Source organism: [Clostridium] innocuum, assembly GCA_012317185.1.
Lineage (GTDB): Bacteria > Bacillota_I > Bacilli_A > Erysipelotrichales > Erysipelotrichaceae > Clostridium_AQ > Clostridium_AQ innocuum.
The window spans coordinates 4,647,662-4,666,913 of sequence record CP048838.1 but is presented as its reverse complement, the minus strand read 5'-3'; the positions used below and the strand labels follow the sequence as shown (position 1 = coordinate 4,666,913).

The window sequence follows — 19,252 nt, the reverse complement described above, 5'->3', positions numbered from 1 at the left end:
CTATATTGAAAAGGAGCTGAAGCTATGACATTGACTTTAAAAGAAAAATGGCACCGTTATATTTGTGAGGAAGAGTATATAGGATATGAATTTTATCTCGATGATCTTTTGTGTGGCGATGGGTACGTATATATCGGCACAAAGGAAATCAACCGATTCGGTAATCTGGGTTATCATATTCTGGAGGAATATCAACATCGCGGATATGCAACGACTGCCTGTCATAAGCTGATAGCCATATTGCAATCTAAGCATCTGAACAAAATATATATCATGGTTGACAAGGATAATGTATATTCAAACAAACTATGTAAAAGGATCGGCGGTATGCTTGTTTCCGAGATAAAAGACGGATGTTCTCATAAATATAAATATCAACTCGAGCTATGATTCTATGTAAGGAATATGTCGGAATATTGTTCCCTTTCTTTGGATTCTATCAGGAGGTGAAGCTGTTAAAATAAAATAGAAGGAGGTGTAAAATATGATGGAACATATTTTACTGCTGAAGCTTCCGCCTATCTCCATGGAAGCAATCTGGGGAGATGGTACATTGACCAGAAGATATCATTTGGAAATGGCGGATGGGTATGATATTGATCGGTGTCCGTTTGGCGGAGGCTTCTCTGAAGAGTGCACGATACAAAATGGTGAGTATAAAGGACGAAGCTTAAAATGGCTTTATAAACATCATCCTGATTACTTCGGTTCTGCCGATCAGCGGAAATGGAAGGATATGATGGCGATTTCTATGGGAGCGTGCTGGGCATCGGAGGATTTAAGCGTACAGGTTCATCCGAGAGAGGACTGGGCTATGGAGCATCTGCATGCTCATGGAAAATCTGAATGCTGGTACTTTCCGGAAACTGTTGAAAATAACACGGTTGTATTCGGAAGCAGAGCGAAAACGATGGAAGAATTTGACGAGTATATCAGAAGGGGAGCCTGGGAGGAGCTAATGGTTAGACATCCTGTTAAGCCTGGCTCATTTTATGCTATCAATGCAGGAACACTTCATGCCGTGCAAAAGGGAAGCTATTTTATAGAAATATGCAATCCGAGTCCTGTTACCTATCGGTTTTATGACTACGATCGGCTGGATAGCAATGGAAAGCCGCGTAAGCTGGATATGGAGAAAGCAAAAGAAAATCTTTTGGTACCGGATCAACCAGTTGTATACAATGAGGTTATCAGCGAATATGGCAGTGTAACAGAACGGTTTATGGCCGATAACGGTAATTACTCTGCATGGCTGTATAAGGTAAAGGGTACCGGCTGTATCCCTTTAAAGAAACCTTTTGCCGGATGCTTTGTGATTTATGGGAAGGGAACCATAAATGACATTGAGGTGAGAGAGGGACAAAGCTTCATGCTGACAAACGCTTGTAAAGAATTTGTATTACAGGGGGATATGGAAATCATTTGTTGTCATGGCTAGGAATATCGGAAAGCGAAAAACTACGGAATTTGATAAAGCAGATGTAAAGATATTTATATATTATGACTTTATAACAAGGAAAACATATGAAATTGATGGAAAATATCGCATAAAGCTCAGCTTCTTTCTGTTGCGATTTATTATTACATTTGCCGTATTCCTTGTATTGTATACCTGTCTGGATATCACAGCTGTCCTTTCTGTTATGGTAGCAGCCGGTTTCTATATTACGTATGATATTTCTTTTCGGATCCTCTTCTTAAAGAAGATGCCGGTTTCAAGCTGGACTCCGAAAAAAAATAATTTTATGAAGCTTATCTATGACTCTTCCTGTATTCAGTCTATCAAATGTGTAATACTCTCTGTCCTATTGTTGATTCTGCTTTATTTATATCTGGACAGAGTGACTGGTGTATCTGTATTCCTCATATATATCAGCATAAGTTTGATATTTTGTTTTATAGCAGTTCATATATGGGCGATAGCTTTAAAAACTTATCGGAAATATATAAATAAAAAAAGATAGGATGTCATACGGTTTTAGGTTCTTACTCATTTGTGGGTACAAACTGAAATAGGGAATTCATAACTAATGTGTTCATCAATAGAAATTGAATTCTCTTTTTCATAAACACTATGCAAAATAGAAACATCTATTTTATGTTCAGGGAGGTTTATCATGGATAGGAGCAAAGCATATGAGATATTAAAATCACTGAATGAAAAAGAATATGTGACAGCAAGGGATATTTCTGAAAGCTGTGAAATAAGTATAAAGACAATTCGTAATCGTATTACCGATATCAATAAAATGCTTGTATATCAGAAGGTCGGATGTATTGAATCACGACCGCATTACGGATATAAATTACGTGTACATAACAATGTGAAATTCAAGGAGTTCTTAGAAAATTTTACGGAAGCTAAGCAGGCAGTTCCGGAAAATCCACAGGAGCGTGCATTTGGGGTGTTAAGTATCCTGCTGAATCAAAGGGACTGTATTGTGATGGAAACAATCGCAGCAAGGCTGTATATCTCCCGGACTTCTATCAGTAATACGATGCGTGAGATCGAAGGTATGCTGGAGGAGTATAATCTGACATTGGTGAGGAAATCCCACAATGGAATCATGATTGCGGGAAAGGAACAGGATAAAAGAAGCCTTATGAATTCCCTGATTGAAAAGGATGTCTACTTTTATGAGTCGCAAAATCCGATTACAATCAAGGTGATTCAGGATATGTTAAAAAAGATAATTCAGAGAAATACCGAAATTACAATTTACTCCGCAGCCTTCGATAAGCTGGTTGTTTCTGTATTCGTATTTACACAGCGGATTCTCTCCGGTTTCTATATAGATACGGATTATGACCGTGAGGAAGTAGATCATATTGATGATAATACACTTGTTGTGACGGATCAGATTTTAAAGGCTCTGGAAGCTATGGGAATCACGATAGCAGAAGAAAAATACAGTGCGGAGTTTTCTTTTCTTGCCATTTTATTTCAGAGTCAGCAAACGATGATTACGAAAAATCAGTTTTCCGGAACGATGATTATACCGGTTCACATACAGGAAAAGGTCAGTACAATGCTGGAGGGCATTTATAAAGAATTCGGCGTAGATCTCAGAAGCAATCTGGAGCTTCGTATGTCACTTTACACACATTTGATTCCCTTCGATATACGAATGAAATACAATATCCCGATTACAAATCCACAAAAATTGGATATAAAGGAAAAGTATCCGTTAAGCTATGCGATGGCATCGTATGCTTTTGCTGCCATACAGGATCAGTACGCCAAATTGATCACCGAGGATGAAATCGCCTATATCACCCCGTTCATCGAGCTTTTTACCGGAGAAGAAGAGAAGTTTAAACACAAGAAACGCATCCTCATTATTTGCTCTGCAGGAAGGGCAAGCTCACAGCTGCTCGCATTTAAGTTTATGAGAGAATTCGAGCCTTTTATCAGTAGCATAGAAATGAGAAATATGCACAATTTTACTCAGGAAAATCTGGATTCTTATGATTTTATATTTTCAACCATCCCAATTGATGTGAAAGGAAAGCATATATATTATATCAATCCTTATCTTACCAAGAATGACCTGTATAAGGTAAAGGATATCCTAATCCATAACGATTATGATTCCTCCCTTCTGGAGTTTTATAAGAAGGAGCTGTTTTTTAATTGTGTGGAAGGAAAGACAAGGCAGGAGGTAATTCATAACATTTGTTGCCGTATGCAGAAGCATTATGATAAACCAATCGGTATGCTTGAGGAAAAAATATTGGAGAGGGAAAATCTATATCCGACAGATTATGGGAATTTCATTGCATTTCCACATCCGATGGAAGCATGTACAGAGGAAACCTTTATTTCTGTATCCGTATTGAAGGATGCCGTGAAGTGGAGCGAAAAAAGAGTGCGCATCGTATTTGTGATTTCCTATGGAAAAGGCTATGTGGAGGAAGAGAAAATAAAAAATCTGAATACACTGACATTTCGTTTATTTTCGAATAGAGAGGCAGTAAAAAGGATTTTAGAGAATCCTGTTTATGAAACAGTAATAGAACAGCTTATCGGTTAGGAATATGCCACAATGTTAGGGCAAAAGTTAAGGCGGCAGATCATCACGTAGAATGTAAAATGAAATTATAAGATCAGGACGGCTACTGCTTCAACAGCCGAAGAATCTTATGTTTTGGATATTTTGTTGCGGATGATTACAGAGAAAGGAGCTGGCGAACAGTGAAAAAGCAATACTTTATCTTCGTATGCTGCGGAGCGGGGAAATTAACATCTTATATGGCAGCAGAGGGATTGAAATCGGGATTAAAGGAACGGGGATGGGATGTGAAAAAACAAATTAAAATAGAGCATGGGCTTATAAATGATGTACCTCGTTATAGCGATAAAATTGATATTCTGGTATCTTCAACGAATTATACAAGGAAGCATGCGTTTCCGGTTGTAAATGGAATCGCATTCGTTATGCAGAATGAAGAGGATGAAATCAAATGCATTGATGAGGTGGAAGCATACCTGAAGGAAATCATCGAAAAAGAAAACAGCTGATATACATCATAAAACAAAATACCAAAAACTAGAAATCGAGAGGAGAAGTTTATGGAAATATTCACAACGATTGTTACGTTTATCACATCACTTCCGACGGCTGCGTTTACAGGAATTGTTATGGGCCTTATGTGTGTGGTATTTCGGGGAGGTATGAAAAATGCAGTAAGAGCATGCTGCTGCTTTATGGTGGGTATTGCGGGAATCACGTTATTGATCAATTATTGTGTTACGGAAATGCAGGGTGTCGCTGAAGGAATTGCCTCAACATTGGGAATCACGCTGAATGTTATTGATGGCGGATATGGAGCTATCCCTTATTACGGTTATGTAGAGCTGCTGTTCCCTGCCTTGGCCTGCATCATTGTTCTGGATATTATTATGATCGGACTCGGATGGACAAAGGTTCTATGGGTGGATATTCACAATACATGGCACGGTTTGTTTGTCGGACTGATAGCTTATGCTATCACGGATGATTATGTTCTGTCACTGATTATAACGGTTATCGTTTTGATCATCTTGTTGAAGCTGGCCGACTTTGTTGCTCCGCGTTTTCAGGAGTTCAACAATACACCGGGCGTCTGCTGTATTGCTTCTTCCGCAACTATGGCCGGACTGTTTACCTGTATCGTCATGAAGGTAATTGATAAAATACCCGGTTTGAATTCGATTAAGTTCTCTGCCGAGGATATTCAGGACCGGTTTGGTATTTTCGGTGAACAGATCGTGCTTGGGGCAATCATTGGTCTTGTACTGGGCTTGTGCGCCGGCTTTGATATTACAGGAATATTGGAATGCTCTGTAACTCTGGCAGCCACACTAGCTTTATTTCCTAAAATGGCGGCATTTGTATGTGAGGGTATTGTACCGGTAACGACCTGTATCATGACATGGATGAAAAAGAAGTTCAAAGGCAGAAGGGATTTATATATTGCAGTAGATCCAGCGACCCTTCTTGGAGATCCTTCCGTTATGGCAACCTTTGTGATTGAGGTTCCGATTATGATCGTTCTGTGTCTGCTTCTTCCGGGAGTAGGATTCATCCCGATTGCATCACTGGCAGCCCTGCCTTATATCGTGGGAGGAGTTGCACCTTATGCCAGGGGAAATATGGTTCATTGTGTCATTTGTACTACGCTGTATCTTGTTTTAATCAGTTATATAGCTACATGGATGGCGCCGGCGATCACTATGGGAATTGAAAAGTCAGGACTTATGGCTGATACGGTAGGCAACGGAGCTTTACTGACATGCTGGGATGAGGGTGGTTCTATTCTTGCAGGCTTTGTCCGTATGCTTCTTCAGCTGTTTGGAATCGCACAAATTTAAGACTGGGATCAAGAATCCTCCTTCACCCGTGAGCTTTGTAAGGAGGTTATGGAGGAGGATTTTATAGACTTGAGGAAAAGAGGAAAATGATATGTATAACGATACAAGAGAGCCAAACTTTAATCAACATCCTTATATTGAAGCAAATCAGTTTGATTGTTTCAGCAGCTATGATGAAATAGGATACGAGATAAAACAAAAGTTGAATCAGATGGAGCAGCAGAAGAAGACTATCGTGATAGACTGTTATCATGGCGTGAATCAGAGTGCCCTATTGGATAATCTCATCACCGATCTGCAGCCGGATGAAATAATTCATACCGAGGATGCTTTATTATCCGCAGCAGAGCTGTTCACAAAATTTGAAAAATTCATTGTTCCGCAGGATCGTTCGTATGGAGCATTTGCTGTCGGTACTGCAGAAGAATATTTTTCAAAAGAAAAACTGGAGGATTTGAAAAACAGAATCAGAAAACAGGACGGATTAATTATTATCTATGGTGTTGCTGCAGGAATCGTATGCGAACATCCGGATGTATTACTGTATGCTAATTTCACATTTGAAGCAGTTATGACACGGTTTGCGGCAGGAGGGGATAACTGGGGAGCAGAGAATGCGGATGAAGAGTTTTTGAAAAAGCAGAAGCGCTATATATTCTTGGATCACACGATTCTTGCCCCGCATAAAACGGCCTGCTTGCAGAAAGCCGATTACGTTTTGAACTTAGATGATGCAGATCACCCCGTCATGCTGCGTAATAGTGATGTAAAAACGCTGATAAAGCACGCTTCATCCCGACCGTTTCAGCTGGTGCCACAATTTACTAAAGCCATATGGGGAGGCAAATGGGCACAGAAGGTTCTCGGTGTGTGTAAGGATTGGCCCAATGTCGGCTGGGTGCTGACAGGTCATATGAGTATGCAGAAGGTCACCTATAAATTAAAAAACGGCATCTTCTCTATTGATGCTCAGGATATGCTGTATTATGAACCAAAGCGTATTCTCGGTGCGAGTATCTATTATAAATGGGGATATCGCTGTCCTTTAACCATCAATTATCTGGATACATGGGAAGGCGGTAATCTGTCATTGCAAGTACATCCGACTGCTTCCTATGGTATTCCTGTTTTCAATGCTCGAGCAGGACATCATGAGAGTTATTATATAATGGATACAACAGAGCGTTCTGCGGTTTATCTCGGATTAAAGGAAGGTACGAAGGTGGCGGATATGGTCAGCGATTTGAAGAAAGCTGAAGAAAGCGGAGAATTCGATGCTGCGAAATATGTGAATCGTATCCCTGTAAAGAAACATCAGCATGTTTTTATTCCGAGTGGAACTGTTCATAGCTCCGCAGAAGGCACCTGCGTATTGGAAATCGATCAGTATACATATGCAACCTTTAAATTATTCGACTGGGGAAGAGTGGACTATGACGGACGTCCGCGTCCGGTGAATATTGATCACGGACAGCATTGTATTCAGGAAGATTTTCAAGGTGATTTCGTATATGATCATCTCATAGCAAAGCAGCCGCAGATTGCACATGGAGATGGCTGGGAGTGTGATGATACATCTCCGATTGATTATGAGCCGATGGATATCAAGCGGTACTGGTTTACGAAGGCTCTGCATCTGGAGTGTGAGGATGCAATTCAGATTCTGATCCTGGTGGAAGGAGAAGAAGCTTTGATTGAAAGTTTGGACGGCACCTTTGAACCGTTTGTCATCCATTATGCGGAAGCAACCTTTATCCCTGCGGCAGTAGGCCAATTCATACTTCGGCCATATGGAGCATCATTGCATGATAAGCTGGCGGTAATAAAGGTATCTTATCCGCATATGGCATAGGAGGCATTATGAAAAAAGTACTTCATTTTGGAGTCGGTGCTCTGGGAAGGGGACTGACGATATACAGTTTGGTTCATAGCGGCTGCGAGGTTTATATTGCAGATACGAATGAAGCCTTGATGGATGCGATAAAGAAAAATAATAATACGTATAGACTGCATTGTGTTGATGCAGAAGCGAATGATCAGCATCAGGAAATCACTGTCCACAGGGTTTTATCCATGAATAACGAAATGGACGAGATAAAGAGATTGCTTCGTGAAGAAATCGACACTGTGACAACCTCTGTCATACAGGAAAATTTAATTCATGTAGCCGAGATAATTGCGGATGTCTGGAATACAGCAGATGCGGATAACAATATGATTTTACTATGTGAGAATATTGCATCGGCCTCTGCATATTTTCAAGGTCTGTTAATGAAATGTGCGCATAGCAAGGAACAACGTGATAATCTGATGAAAATCCGAATACCGGATACGATGGTTGATCGGGGATGCGGAAAAAATCCAAAAGATATTCTGGAGGTTGTAACTACGGAATTTAAGGAAATCGCAGTTGATAAGAGGGTGGTAGAGGATACCGGTATCGAATTTATTCCGGCAGTCGATCATATAGATTCTATTTTTGCCCGCAAGAGATTCCTGTTAAATACATTGTCCGATGCTATCGCATTTACAGGAATTCTGTATCAATGCAGAAGCTTTGAAGAAGCTACGTTGAATTCTGATGTACGGGATGCTGTTCTCCCGTATATGGATCTTGTCAGACGAAGTCTGGTAGTCGGATATGGTTTATCGGAAGGTTATGTTCGGAAATGGTCGGACATATATGAAAAAAGACTGGGTTTAAACCGACCTGTCTGTAAACATTTTCCACATAATGAGCTGGCCGAGCAAAGCCGTGACCTATCAAATATAGCGAGAAATATGCTGCGCAAGCTGGAATTAAATGAGCGCTTTGTGAAACCGATCATTCTGTTATGGAAAAGCGATCCTGCTGCGAATTTGGATATAGGTATTGCCTTTATCGCTAAGATAGCCCAGTATGAAAAAGAAATGAGAAAGATTTCAAAAGAGGAATTATTGCAAAAGCTGCATGAAATGTGGTATAAGGATGAAGCAGGGATATATGTATATCAGAAGGTTTCAAAGCTGATTATATGAAGGGAAGACGGGTATGGTAGACAACATTTATGTAATAGAAGGGAATCCTGTTTCATGGAAAGAGGCTATTCAGATGACTGCTGATGAGTTATATAAGAACGGGTGTGTGGAAGCTGACTTTTATCAGAATTGTATTAAAAGGGAGCAAATGTATCCTACCGGATTAGCAACACTGGTGCCGGTGGCAATACCCCATGCGGAGTCCTGCTGCAGCATACATAAGAATGGTATTTGTTTATTAAGATTGGCAACACCGGTATCCTTTCATCGAATGGATAATACACAGGAAGAGCTTCCGGTAGATTTTGTTTTGAATTTGGCGGTGATGGACGGTGCAGTTCAGCTTCGTGCTTTGCAAAATACGATAAATCTGTTTCAGGATAAAGAATTTCAGTCGGATATCAGAAAACTAAAGCTGCAGCAATTAAAAAAAGTGTTTGTAGATAAATGGAAACCGGAGAGCTGATGAAAGCATACTGTATCGTAAAAAGGCAATAGCTTACTGCTTGGCTTCGTTCCCGGATATCTTTCATGAAATCGAAGCATAACTGATGAAAGCTGAAGCGCATGCTATATATCGCACATGTCTGAAAAAGTATAGGATTCAGCTGAGGAAAGCTACTCACGCTGCACAATTTCATGCTGCAGGAACGGGCTATGCAAGCATTATGGATTTCACTATGCGGTTATTAACAATGAGAAAGCGGTTCCTGTGATAATTCAGTAAGGGTTCGTTTACCGGAATAAGCCGCAGAGGTGTCAGAAAAGTGTATCACAGCTTAACCGGATAATTTTTACAGAGTATAGCCCTTCGACTAATGGAGAATAGCATAGAAAAAAACATGGCCCCTTTAAGAAGCCATGTTTTTATGCGTTAGATTACAATGGAAATTCTCAGCTGTCACCTCAAAAAGATAGAAACATTGCTAAACGAGGTCTTGTCAGCGTTCTTCCATATCCCCGCCGATTTTTACAATGACCTTTCCCTTGCGGAACCACTCCTGTGTCCGCAGCTCCTCCACAACATCCTCTAGCGGCATAATTCGGCTTATGATGGCATCACAGTCTATGGCTTTTGTGGACAACAGATTGATTGCACGCTGAGTTGTATGCGGATTGACAAAGCTTGTTTTAATGGTAAGCTCCTTTTGGAACGCACTGTACTGATCAAAAACAGCCGGATGCTGTGGATCACCTAAACCAAACAGCACGACAGTTGCACATTTTCCTGCATATCGGAAGGCATCTTCGATGGTTGCTTTTAATCCCACACATTCCATGACCCTGCTTATATGAAGCTGTTCCTGCTGCAGGATACCGATAACATCATCATCGGGTGATAAAAACATGGTTGCGCCAAGCTTTACCGCCAGCTCTTTTTTTTCACGCTGTGGCTCTACTACAACGATATGGGCAGCTCCTGCAAGACGGCACAGCTGTACCATCATGGAACCGATTGCCCCCATACCCACGATGAGAACATGATCTCCAAGATGTACATCCAGCAAATCCATGCCGTGCAGACAGCATGATAGCGGTTCAGCGAGCGCTGCATGCTTAAGAGACAGCGAATCCGGAATCGGATATACATTTTCCTGCGGAGGACAGATGTACTGTGCAAAGCCTTTCACAACTCCACGACTATTCTCACACATGTGTGTCATTCCCTCCTGACAGCAGGCACAATGGCCACAGCTCCAGTTAGGGTCAACGCAGACGCGCTCACCAACCTGAAATTTACTCACACTTTTTCCTGTTTCCACAATCACACCGCTCGCCTCATGACCAAGTACAACAGGAGGAATCACAGGACGTGACCCACCCTTTCCATCATATTTGTGTAAATCGGTACCGCACAGCCCGCAGTAGGAAACAGCAATCTTAACGCCTGTATCAGTTAAAGGCGGTTCTTTGAAATCAGTGATTCGGACATCATGGCGTCCAAAATATACAGCTGCTTTCATATCAGTCCTCCCTGTGGTGCGCAAAGATGCGGAGTGCTTCCTCCACATTACTGCGCATTGCCGCTATTGCCGTATTTGCTATATCATGGAAGTAAACAATATCAGAAGCAGATGCATATGCTCTCGCTGCTTCCCCTCCGCTTTTCGCCATATAGGTATAGTAGTTGACCTTGCGTACACCGTTTTCAATCACGATATCATAATCTGCCTCGCTGACACCGCTGCCGCCATGCATAACAATGGGGACACCGATTGCCGCATCCAGCTCCTTTACCAGATCATAGTCCAGACAGGGCTTCGTCGTGTATAGTCCGTGCACGGTGCCAAATGCACATGCCAGGCAGTCAACACCGGTCTTTTCTACAAAATCCTGTGCAATCAGAGGATCGGTAAACATCCTTCGATCCACCTTGCGGTTTTCTGTTATTTTCCGATCGTTGAGGGTAATCCCAGCCATCTGACCGATTTCCGCCTCCACACTGGCTCCGTATTCCTGCGCCATACTGACAGCCATCCTTGTATATGCGATATTTTCTCCATAGGGCAGCGAGGAACCGTCGAACATGATTGAGGTAAATCCCATGTCCAGTGCTTTTTTCAGAATATGAAGATCTACACCATGGTCGAGATGTACGGCAACCGGAATCGTTGCCTGATCAGCCATCATGACCATAATAGGGCCGATGATATTCAGACTAATAATTTGTTCCTCCTCATGAACCTGTGCAAATTGCAGAATCACAGGTTCTTTTCTGCTTTCAGCTGCCTGCAATACAGCCTGCAGCGTTTCCAGACCGGTGATGTTAAAGGCTCCAATCGCCTTATTCTCTGCATTTGCGACACAGAGCAGTTCTTTTGTAGTAACCAGCATTTTTTCCTCCTTATGACTGTTCGTCGAATGTGATAATATTACGAAACGTGTTTCCCTGGCAGGATGACTCCAGCGCCTGCTGTGCGTTTTCCACAGCAAAGACATTGCTGATAAAGGGCTTTACATCCAGAATACCTTCTGAAATCATGACTGCAGCACGCATAAAGTCGCGGTCGTTGGAATTTGCAGTTCCCAGAATCTGAATACTGCCCTTATGAATCCAGTGGGCATCCAGCTGTACGGGTTTGTTTGGGTAGATACCGCTGTAAATCATCAGCTTGCCGGTATTGCCGACATAACGGCAGGCCTCTTCCACAACAGCTGCGGCAGGTGTTGTGTCGAATACCACCTGTGCTTTTCTGCTGTGTGTCAGCTCCAGAATGCGTTTCTCCGCATGCTCCCTGTGTGGATTGATCGTATACTGCGCCCCCATGGTTTTCGCAAGCTTTAGACGTTCCTCGTCCATATCGGTAACAATTACAAGACATCCCTTTTTCACGCACAGCTGGACATGCAGAAGTCCCATGATACCGGCTCCGATGATAACGCAGGTATCTCCGAACTGCGGATCGACAGTTTCTACACTGTGAAGAACACAGGAAACCGGTTCACAGATGCAGGCCTCCTGCGGTGTTATATGTTCGTAGGGAAATATGCTGTAGGGTACCGCCATCATATATTCACTGAACCCGCCGGTACCGGGGTAGGGCTGTCCGCTGAGTATCTGATCGGTATTGAAGTTCAAACAGCTCTGCTCCTCATGCTGTTTACAGTAATAGCAGGAACGGCAGGGAAGTGTGACACCGACAATCACCCTCTGTCCGATGCTCCAGTCACCGCGAACCGCCTTTCCCACCGCGGCAATTCTTCCTGCTGCTTCATGCCCGCCGATCAGCGGATACTTTGCAGGAATTCTCCCTGTAAACACCCTTTGCTCCCATGTACAGATACCGCAGGCTTCAATTCTGACCAGTATTTTATCATCCTCCACCTCCGGAATCGGAAAGTGCTGAAGCTCCACTGTTCTCTGCTTTGTAAATACGGCACACCGCATTTCTTTTTCCATAGACTACCTCCTCATGTATACTTTCAGTATAGTACCTGACTGCTTGAAATTGTTTTCAGATAACAGCTGATTTAAAGTGGTCTTGAAAAGCTTTTCCTGCTGTTGCTGCGATATAAAAAAAGCGCTGCGGCTGGCAGCGGTCTTACAGAGTCAGATATTCGACAATCGTTCGTGTGATGATATACAGCGGTATCCTGGAAATCACGGTAATCGTTTTATTGCTGGTGATGGTTTCCGCATAACCGATGATGCTTACATCCGAATAGCGCTCCAGCGGAGTGCCTTCCTTACAGCAGCAGGTCACAACCTTTGCGCCTGTCCGTTTCGCCATCCGTGCACTGCTCGCAAGCTCCGGCGTGGTGTTCATGACAGAGAGAATGATGACAAGATCATTTGCATTCACCAGCTTATCGGTTTTCACCATCCATGTTACATCCTTTACCACAAGCGCATTGTAGCCGAGCAGCTGCAGCTGCATGCAAAGCTCATCCGCAACCAGTGCAGTGAATCCCCGAGCATAAATGAAAATTTTCTCCGCAGCTTTAACGTACTCGATAATTTTGAGTATATTGGTCACGCAGATATTGTCAATCGTCTTTACACATTCCTTGTAGGACTTGTTCAAAACTTTATTAACGACATAGGAATCATCGGTATGCTCAGCACGCTTGCTGATTTTATAGCGCAGCTCGGAAATCCCGCGAAAGCCGCATTTCTGTATGGTACGTGAAACAGTTGCTGGAGAGGTAAACGTTTTCTCCGCAATCGTCGTGATAGACATCAGCGGAATGCTGGCTTCGTTTTCGTTCAGATAGTTGATTACCTGTTGTTCCGAATCAGAAAGATTATCATAGACCTCTTTGCTTATTTGTATTATCATTCATATCCCTTTCTTTCTTTTTACCATTATAACAACTACGTTTCACCGTTTCCAGTTAATTTTAGATAATACAAAGCTGCATTATCACTGAAAATCTTTGCAGAATGCTCTGCCCCTTTATTTATCATGTATTTTATAAACACAAAAATTAAATTTACATCTATGTCGAAAAATCGGTAAAGCTTTCCAATCCAAATCCATTGCCATGATAGACTTGCGAGGATACAATCAGAATCGTAAACGTGATGTAAACGTTTTCGTTTCCGACCATATGCGTCAGAAAGAGAAAGGCGGGTGAATATGAGTTACTGACGGGGGATATATGGACAACGGATGGAAGCGACATCCGTCAATTACTGTTTATCACTCATTTTGAGAAAGGGAGGCATTACAAATGCTAATTCAAGCTATCTTAGTAGCGCTGCTTGCTACAGGCAGTCAGTGGTGGTTTTCACACCTTATCACAAGAACATGGTTATATCCGATCTGGTCCGGATTCCTTACAGGTGTCATTATGGGAGAGCCTGTTCTCGGTATGCAGGCAGCTGCCTATATTCAGCTGACCTATCTTGGCTGGATCACAGCCGGAGGCTCTATGCCTGGAAACCTGATGGTCGCAGGTATTTACGGTACTGCTCTGACGATTCTGTCCGGAGCTGATCCGAAGCTGGCTGTCAGCTTTGCTGTAACATTGTCATTGCTTGGTATTCTGATCAATCAGGCGTATATGACGCTGAATTCTGTCTGGGTACACCGTGCCGATAAATATCTGGAAGACGGCAACCTGAAGGGTGTGCGTCTGATGAACTATGTACCTTCCGGTATTCTGTCCTTTGTATTATACGGTATTCCGGTAATGATGATGATTCTGTACGGGGCACAGTGGGCACAGGATACACTTGCCATGATTCCGCAGTGGCTCGTTGATGCATTGAATCTGGTTGGTGCGATCATGCCGGCGCTTGGTATTGCAATGCTGTTGAATTATCTGGGAAAGAAAAAGCTGATTGCATTCTTCTTCTTCGGTTTCTTCGCAACGGTATATCTGAAGCTGGACACCATGTCACTGTTTATATTCTCTGCCGTCATTGCAGCAGTGATGTACTTCTTTAGCAGAGATCGGGAAGAAGGAGGAGCATAATCATGAGCAACGCCGTTATGAATAAAAAAGAACTGAGCAAAAAAGATCTTGTCAAAGCATGGGCATTGGTCTATTCCAGTGAAACCTGCTACAACTATGAGCGTCTGCAGGCACTGGGTAATACAAATATGATGATTACTGTGGTGAAGAAGCTGTATGATACAAAGGAAGAACAGGTGGAAGCTCTGAAAACCTATATGGAATTCTTCAATACTGAGCCATCCTGGATTGGTACGGTTATTCACGGTATTACCGTATCTATGGAGGAACAGAAGGCAAACGGTGCGGATATCAGCGGTGAAGACATCAATGCGCTGCGTACCGGTCTGATGGGACCGATGGCCGGTATCGGTGATACGGTATCACAGGCGGTTGTATATCCGATTTTGGCCGGTATCTGCTGTAGTCTGGCACTGGATGGAAATTTCGCAGGACCGATCCTGTTTGAAATCGTTTATAAGGTGCTGATGATCGGCTGTGGCTACACCTGCTTCATGCTGGGCTACAAACAGGGGAAACAGGCAATTTTCAAGCTTCTGCAAAGCGGTACGCTGAATAAGATTACAGAGGCATTCTCTATCATCGGTCTTACGGTTGTCGGTAACATGGCATATTCCAGAATCAATGTTATCTGCCCGGCGAAATTCAAAGTGGGTGAGGTAAAAATTGTCGTACAGGATATCTTCAACCAGCTGCTGCCGGGGGCCATCCCTCTTGTCATAGCATTGTTTGTATGGTGGATGGTAAAGAAGAAAATGAATCCAACCTTGATTATCGCAGTTATCTTCGTCATCGGTATTGCGGCATCCCTGCTGGGACTGCTGAGTGTAGGAGCCTAAGCAGAACAATAGATACGTGCAATACAGCGGGAGTAAAAACCTTACGTATTGCACGATTCTGCAGGTGCTGTCAGAAAGGAAAATGTTTATGAATATAAAAGTATCACCGTCTATCATGTGCTGCAGGATAGAGGAATATAAACCGTATTTAAAGCTGTTTGAAAACGTGCAGCTGGATTCTGTGCATTTTGATATCATGGATGGAACCTATGTGAAAAACGTTATGCTGGGAACACCGGTATACAAGGATATCAAGCGTTTATGCAGTTTGCCGGTTGATGTGCATATTATGTCCTTTCGCCCGGAGGAGTATATGGAGTATTATGATATCCAGCCGGGAGATCGTATCAGCTTTCATCCGGAAACAACGGCACAGCCATATAAGCTGCTGCAGACCATACGGGAGAAGGGCTGTAAAGCCGGACTGGTATTAAATCCGGGAACGCCTATCGCGTATCTGGAGGAATGCATCGATTTGATCGACTATGTCACGCTAATGACTGTGAATCCGGGCTTTGCCGGTCAGAAAATGGTGCCGGATGCACCGCAGAAGATTCACAGAGTGCGTAAGCTTCTGGATGCATATGGAAAAGATATTGATATCGTTGTGGATGGAAATACAACCATGGAAAACAGCAAAATCATGAGGGATGCAGGAGCCAATGCATTCGTCGTGGGAACATCCAGTATTATCCGGGGACTGGATACGTTTGAGGATATGTACAAGGCGTATGTACAGGCGCTGGAAGAATAAAGCGAGGTATAGTTATGGTTGGTTTTGTAATCGCAAGCCACGGAGTATTCTGTGAAGGATTAAAAAGCAGCACGGAAATGATTGGCGGTACCATTGCACAATGTGCTGCTGTTGCGCTGCAGCCGGGGGAGGACCCGGATGCATACGGGGAACGGCTGAAAAAGGCGATTGAGGATACAGACAGCGGGGATGGTGTTCTTGTGCTGAATGATCTTCGTGGCGGTACACCGTTTAACCGTTCTCTGATGCTTTCCAGAGAACAGCATATCATCATCGTTGTCGGTGCGAATCTGCCAATGCTGCTGACATTGACGCTGGGTAGAAATGAGGAATCCACATTGGATGATCTTGCGGCCATGGCGGAGTCTGAGGCAAAGGAAAGCATTGGTACTATTCGCTATAACAAAGGATAAAAAGGAGCGATTCATATGGAAAATTTATTACTGGTTCGTATTGACGACCGACTGATTCACGGTCAGGTCATGACAGCATGGATGAAGACACTGCCGGCAAAGCAGATCATCGTCATTGATGATAAGGTTGCTAAGGATGACTTCATGCTGTTTGTATTGCAGAATGCAGCTCCAAGCGGTTTAAAGGTCATTGCTCTTACAGAGGATGAAGCGCTGATCAAGCTGCAGGGTGGTCTGGATGTGCCGAGCTTTGTTCTGGCAAAATCACCGCTGAGTCTGAAAAAGCTGGTTGAAAACGGCATAGATATCAGGGCTGTGAATATCGGCGGTATGGGAATGAAGGCAGGAAGAACGACAGTTTATAAAAATGTATCCGCAACGGATGAGGAACGCCAATGCATCAAGGATTTTCTGGATCGTGGGATTGATGTGGCGATTCAGATCATTCCGAGTGAAAAGCGTTTTGAATTGAACAATATACTTGCAAAATAATAAGGGAAGATAGATAAGGAAAAGAGGAATATCGAATGAAAGTAATGAGATTGCATGCCATTAACGACTTCCGTCTGGAAGAGATTGAAACGCCATCTCCCAAGGGGGATGAAATCCTCGTTAAAATAGGGGCATGCGGAATCTGCGGTTCTGATATACCCAGAGTATATCAGCTTGGTACCAGAGTATATCCGGTCGTAATCGGTCATGAATTCAGCGGAACAGTGTGTGCTGTAGGGAATCCGAAGGATGAAGAGCTGATAGGACGAAAGGCTGCAATATTTCCATTAATTCCATGCCGGGAGTGTGAACCCTGTGAAATAGGACAGTTCTGTCAGTGTGAAAACTACGACTATCTTGGTTCACGCAGCAACGGCGGGTTTGCGGAATATTGTTTACTGCCGTCCCGCTGGCATCTGGTGCTATCACAGAAGGATGATATTGATTTGGAAGCTTTGAGTATGTGCGAGCCGGCATGCGTTGCCCAGCATGCTCTGCGCAGAGGAAATGTCACGGCGGGGCAGACAGTGGCGATTCTGGGCGCAGGTCCGATTGGCATTATGACTGCCCGCTGGGCAAAGCTGTTTGGCGCAAAGCAGGTCATTCTTACAGATATCGACGAAACAAAGCAGAGATTTGCACAGGAGCGCGGCTTTACGGTTATCAATTCAGGAAAAGAAAATCTAAAGGAGCGCATAGATGCGATGACAGACGGACGCGGTGTGGATGTCGTTATTGAAGGAACCGGCTGCTCGGCAGGTATCAATGATGCCATAGAAATTGTCAGAGTCGGCGGCACGATTGTCTGGCTGGGGAATCCGCATGCGGATACAACGATACAGCTGAACGTTCATTCTCTGCTTCTGCGTAAGGAGCTGGAAATGCACGGGGTATGGAACTCCTACTATGCACAGACACCGATCAATGAATGGGAATATACGGCACGTATGATTGAGGAAGGACAGCTGGAGGTATCCGATCTGATTACGCATCGTGCAGGTCTGAAGGATTTGAAGCAGCTGTTCGATGATATTCATGAACACAATGTCACGATTTGCAAGGCAATGTACAGTGCTGCTCTGGATGTATGATGAAACCGGCAGGACCTGTTGATTTTACGGCCTTTATACGGAGTCATGAGGAGGCTGTTTTCGGAAAGAAACGCAAGCTGACAGGGCAGAGCTATTGTACTGCCTATCGGAAACAGATTGCGGCGCTGGATATGAAAATGAATGAGTTTCTCAGCAAGGAAGATCCCAGAGCCGGGGATCTTACCTTTCTGCTGGGACTGTTTGCCTTTTCCATATCACAGTTCTCTGTACAGATCAAGACAGATGTTAACCGATATGCCGCTGACTTTTATGCATTATTTGAAGAAGGTGAAGAAGGATGAAGTATACAGAAGCTAAAGATACGGTACTGCAGGAGCTGCAGACGGTTTTCGCCAATGTAAAGGAAGAAGAGGTTTTAGCACTTACCGCAGCGATATGTGAAGCTGAATCCGTGTTTGTAGTCGGTGTCGGCCGTGTGCTGCTTATGCTGCAGGCGTTTGTCAAGCGGTTGAATCATCTGGGAATTGAAGCAACCTATGTCGGTGCGGTCGATGAGCCGGCGATCACTGAAAACGATCTGCTGATTGTCGGCAGCGGCTCCGGAGAAAGTGCAGTACCGCTGGCAATCGTTAAAATCGCAAGAACCCACCATGCACGAATTGCACATATCGGTAGCAATGCATCCAGCTCCATGACACCGTATGAGGATCTTTTCATCCGTATCCCATGCAGCACCAAGCTGAATCTGCAGGATGAAATTAAATCGCAGCAGGTCATGAGCAGCCTATTTGAACAGAGTCTGCTGCTATTGGCAGATATGGTGGCATTGCTGATTGTCGATAAGAAACAGATAACGGATTTGCATGCCTTATGGAAAAAGCATGCAAATCTCGAATAGAAAGGGGCAG

General features: G+C 43.5%; 20 protein-coding genes. 16 read left to right on the top strand and 4 right to left on the bottom strand.

Annotated features, from left to right (window positions below):
* Window positions 1-24 precede the first annotated feature (24 nt).
* The 8 genes from G4D54_22835 to G4D54_22800 all read left to right on the top strand — a co-directional run bounded on the left by G4D54_22835 (window position 25) and on the right by G4D54_22800 (window position 9,338).
* Window positions 25-390, top strand: a complete 366-nt coding sequence (locus tag G4D54_22835) for a GNAT family N-acetyltransferase (protein ID QJA05075.1) — start codon at window positions 25-27, stop codon at window positions 388-390.
* A gap of 94 nt (window positions 391-484) precedes the next feature.
* Window positions 485-1,438, top strand: a complete 954-nt coding sequence (locus G4D54_22830) for a mannose-6-phosphate isomerase (protein ID QJA05074.1) — start codon at window positions 485-487, stop codon at window positions 1,436-1,438.
* A gap of 679 nt (window positions 1,439-2,117) precedes the next feature.
* On the top strand, window positions 2,118-4,034 hold the full coding sequence (locus tag G4D54_22825; protein ID QJA05073.1) for a PRD domain-containing protein: 1,917 nt from the start codon (window positions 2,118-2,120) through the stop codon (window positions 4,032-4,034).
* A gap of 161 nt (window positions 4,035-4,195) precedes the next feature.
* Window positions 4,196-4,522, top strand: coding sequence for a hypothetical protein (locus tag G4D54_22820; protein ID QJA05072.1), 327 nt, complete (start codon window positions 4,196-4,198; stop codon window positions 4,520-4,522).
* A gap of 51 nt (window positions 4,523-4,573) precedes the next feature.
* On the top strand, window positions 4,574-5,854 hold the full coding sequence (locus G4D54_22815; protein QJA05071.1) for a hypothetical protein: 1,281 nt from the start codon (window positions 4,574-4,576) through the stop codon (window positions 5,852-5,854).
* Between the two features lie 91 nt (window positions 5,855-5,945).
* Entirely contained in the window at window positions 5,946-7,706 is a 1,761-nt protein-coding gene (locus G4D54_22810; GenBank protein QJA05070.1) for a hypothetical protein, read from the top strand.
* A gap of 8 nt (window positions 7,707-7,714) precedes the next feature.
* A complete protein-coding gene (locus G4D54_22805; GenBank protein QJA05069.1) occupies window positions 7,715-8,872 on the top strand; it encodes a hypothetical protein in 1,158 nt (385 codons plus the stop codon).
* A gap of 13 nt (window positions 8,873-8,885) precedes the next feature.
* On the top strand, window positions 8,886-9,338 hold the full coding sequence (locus tag G4D54_22800) for a PTS sugar transporter subunit IIA (protein ID QJA05068.1): 453 nt from the start codon (window positions 8,886-8,888) through the stop codon (window positions 9,336-9,338).
* 475 nt (window positions 9,339-9,813) lie between these two features.
* Here the strand turns inward: G4D54_22800 and G4D54_22795 are convergent, their stop codons facing one another.
* The 4 genes from G4D54_22795 to G4D54_22780 all read right to left on the bottom strand — a co-directional run bounded on the left by G4D54_22795 (window position 9,814) and on the right by G4D54_22780 (window position 13,653).
* Entirely contained in the window at window positions 9,814-10,836 is a 1,023-nt protein-coding gene (locus G4D54_22795) for a zinc-dependent alcohol dehydrogenase family protein (GenBank protein QJA05067.1), read from the bottom strand.
* 1 nt (window position 10,837) lies between these two features.
* Window positions 10,838-11,707 (bottom strand): class II fructose-bisphosphate aldolase, encoded by an 870-nt coding sequence (locus G4D54_22790; protein ID QJA05066.1) that lies wholly within the window; start codon window positions 11,705-11,707, stop codon window positions 10,838-10,840.
* A 10-nt stretch (window positions 11,708-11,717) separates the two neighbouring features.
* Complete coding sequence (locus tag G4D54_22785; protein ID QJA05065.1) at window positions 11,718-12,773, bottom strand: alcohol dehydrogenase catalytic domain-containing protein; 1,056 nt, start codon at window positions 12,771-12,773, stop codon at window positions 11,718-11,720.
* A 142-nt stretch (window positions 12,774-12,915) separates the two neighbouring features.
* Complete coding sequence (locus G4D54_22780; protein ID QJA05064.1) at window positions 12,916-13,653, bottom strand: MurR/RpiR family transcriptional regulator; 738 nt, start codon at window positions 13,651-13,653, stop codon at window positions 12,916-12,918.
* A gap of 394 nt (window positions 13,654-14,047) precedes the next feature.
* Here G4D54_22780 and G4D54_22775 point away from each other — a divergent pair, with 394 nt between their 5' ends.
* From G4D54_22775 to G4D54_22740, 8 genes are all read left to right on the top strand, one after another.
* Window positions 14,048-14,794 carry a PTS sugar transporter subunit IIC gene (locus G4D54_22775; GenBank protein QJA05063.1) on the top strand — a complete coding sequence of 249 codons (747 nt, stop codon included), beginning with the start codon at window positions 14,048-14,050 and terminating at the stop codon, window positions 14,792-14,794.
* Window positions 14,795-14,796: 2 nt separating this feature from the next.
* Window positions 14,797-15,633, top strand: a complete 837-nt coding sequence (locus tag G4D54_22770) for a PTS system mannose/fructose/sorbose family transporter subunit IID (GenBank protein ID QJA05062.1) — start codon at window positions 14,797-14,799, stop codon at window positions 15,631-15,633.
* Window positions 15,634-15,721: 88 nt separating this feature from the next.
* Window positions 15,722-16,387, top strand: coding sequence for a ribulose-phosphate 3-epimerase (locus tag G4D54_22765; protein QJA05061.1), 666 nt, complete (start codon window positions 15,722-15,724; stop codon window positions 16,385-16,387).
* A 14-nt stretch (window positions 16,388-16,401) separates the two neighbouring features.
* On the top strand, window positions 16,402-16,800 hold the full coding sequence (locus tag G4D54_22760; GenBank protein QJA05060.1) for a PTS sugar transporter subunit IIA: 399 nt from the start codon (window positions 16,402-16,404) through the stop codon (window positions 16,798-16,800).
* A gap of 15 nt (window positions 16,801-16,815) precedes the next feature.
* Window positions 16,816-17,292, top strand: coding sequence for a PTS sugar transporter subunit IIB (locus G4D54_22755; protein ID QJA05059.1), 477 nt, complete (start codon window positions 16,816-16,818; stop codon window positions 17,290-17,292).
* A 35-nt stretch (window positions 17,293-17,327) separates the two neighbouring features.
* Window positions 17,328-18,383 carry a galactitol-1-phosphate 5-dehydrogenase gene (locus G4D54_22750; protein QJA05058.1) on the top strand — a complete coding sequence of 352 codons (1,056 nt, stop codon included), beginning with the start codon at window positions 17,328-17,330 and terminating at the stop codon, window positions 18,381-18,383.
* Window positions 18,380-18,685 carry a hypothetical protein gene (locus G4D54_22745; GenBank protein QJA05057.1) on the top strand — a complete coding sequence of 102 codons (306 nt, stop codon included), beginning with the start codon at window positions 18,380-18,382 and terminating at the stop codon, window positions 18,683-18,685. Before G4D54_22750 ends, G4D54_22745 begins: the two co-directional genes overlap by 4 nt.
* On the top strand, window positions 18,682-19,242 hold the full coding sequence (locus G4D54_22740; GenBank protein ID QJA05056.1) for an SIS domain-containing protein: 561 nt from the start codon (window positions 18,682-18,684) through the stop codon (window positions 19,240-19,242). Before G4D54_22745 ends, G4D54_22740 begins: the two co-directional genes overlap by 4 nt.
* The last annotated feature ends 10 nt before the right edge of the window (window positions 19,243-19,252 follow it).

Excerpts from the sequence above, each read along its gene's own strand:
- G4D54_22835 (QJA05075.1), top strand. The coding sequence starts at position 25 with ATGACATTGACTTTAAAAGAAAAATGGCACCGTTATATTTGTGAGGAA.
- G4D54_22830 (QJA05074.1), top strand. The coding sequence starts at position 485 with ATGATGGAACATATTTTACTGCTGAAGCTTCCGCCTATCTCCATGGAA.
- G4D54_22825 (QJA05073.1), top strand. The coding sequence starts at position 2,118 with ATGGATAGGAGCAAAGCATATGAGATATTAAAATCACTGAATGAAAAA.
- G4D54_22815 (QJA05071.1), top strand. The coding sequence starts at position 4,574 with ATGGAAATATTCACAACGATTGTTACGTTTATCACATCACTTCCGACG.
- G4D54_22810 (QJA05070.1), top strand. The coding sequence starts at position 5,946 with ATGTATAACGATACAAGAGAGCCAAACTTTAATCAACATCCTTATATT.
- G4D54_22805 (QJA05069.1), top strand. The coding sequence starts at position 7,715 with ATGAAAAAAGTACTTCATTTTGGAGTCGGTGCTCTGGGAAGGGGACTG.
- G4D54_22800 (QJA05068.1), top strand. The coding sequence starts at position 8,886 with ATGGTAGACAACATTTATGTAATAGAAGGGAATCCTGTTTCATGGAAA.
- G4D54_22795 (QJA05067.1), bottom strand. The coding sequence starts at position 10,836 with ATGAAAGCAGCTGTATATTTTGGACGCCATGATGTCCGAATCACTGAT.
- G4D54_22790 (QJA05066.1), bottom strand. The coding sequence starts at position 11,707 with ATGCTGGTTACTACAAAAGAACTGCTCTGTGTCGCAAATGCAGAGAAT.
- G4D54_22785 (QJA05065.1), bottom strand. The coding sequence starts at position 12,773 with ATGGAAAAAGAAATGCGGTGTGCCGTATTTACAAAGCAGAGAACAGTG.
- G4D54_22780 (QJA05064.1), bottom strand. The coding sequence starts at position 13,653 with ATGATAATACAAATAAGCAAAGAGGTCTATGATAATCTTTCTGATTCG.
- G4D54_22775 (QJA05063.1), top strand. The coding sequence starts at position 14,048 with ATGCTAATTCAAGCTATCTTAGTAGCGCTGCTTGCTACAGGCAGTCAG.
- G4D54_22770 (QJA05062.1), top strand. The coding sequence starts at position 14,797 with ATGAGCAACGCCGTTATGAATAAAAAAGAACTGAGCAAAAAAGATCTT.
- G4D54_22765 (QJA05061.1), top strand. The coding sequence starts at position 15,722 with ATGAATATAAAAGTATCACCGTCTATCATGTGCTGCAGGATAGAGGAA.
- G4D54_22760 (QJA05060.1), top strand. The coding sequence starts at position 16,402 with ATGGTTGGTTTTGTAATCGCAAGCCACGGAGTATTCTGTGAAGGATTA.
- G4D54_22755 (QJA05059.1), top strand. The coding sequence starts at position 16,816 with ATGGAAAATTTATTACTGGTTCGTATTGACGACCGACTGATTCACGGT.
- G4D54_22750 (QJA05058.1), top strand. The coding sequence starts at position 17,328 with ATGAAAGTAATGAGATTGCATGCCATTAACGACTTCCGTCTGGAAGAG.
- G4D54_22745 (QJA05057.1), top strand. The coding sequence starts at position 18,380 with ATGATGAAACCGGCAGGACCTGTTGATTTTACGGCCTTTATACGGAGT.
- G4D54_22740 (QJA05056.1), top strand. The coding sequence starts at position 18,682 with ATGAAGTATACAGAAGCTAAAGATACGGTACTGCAGGAGCTGCAGACG.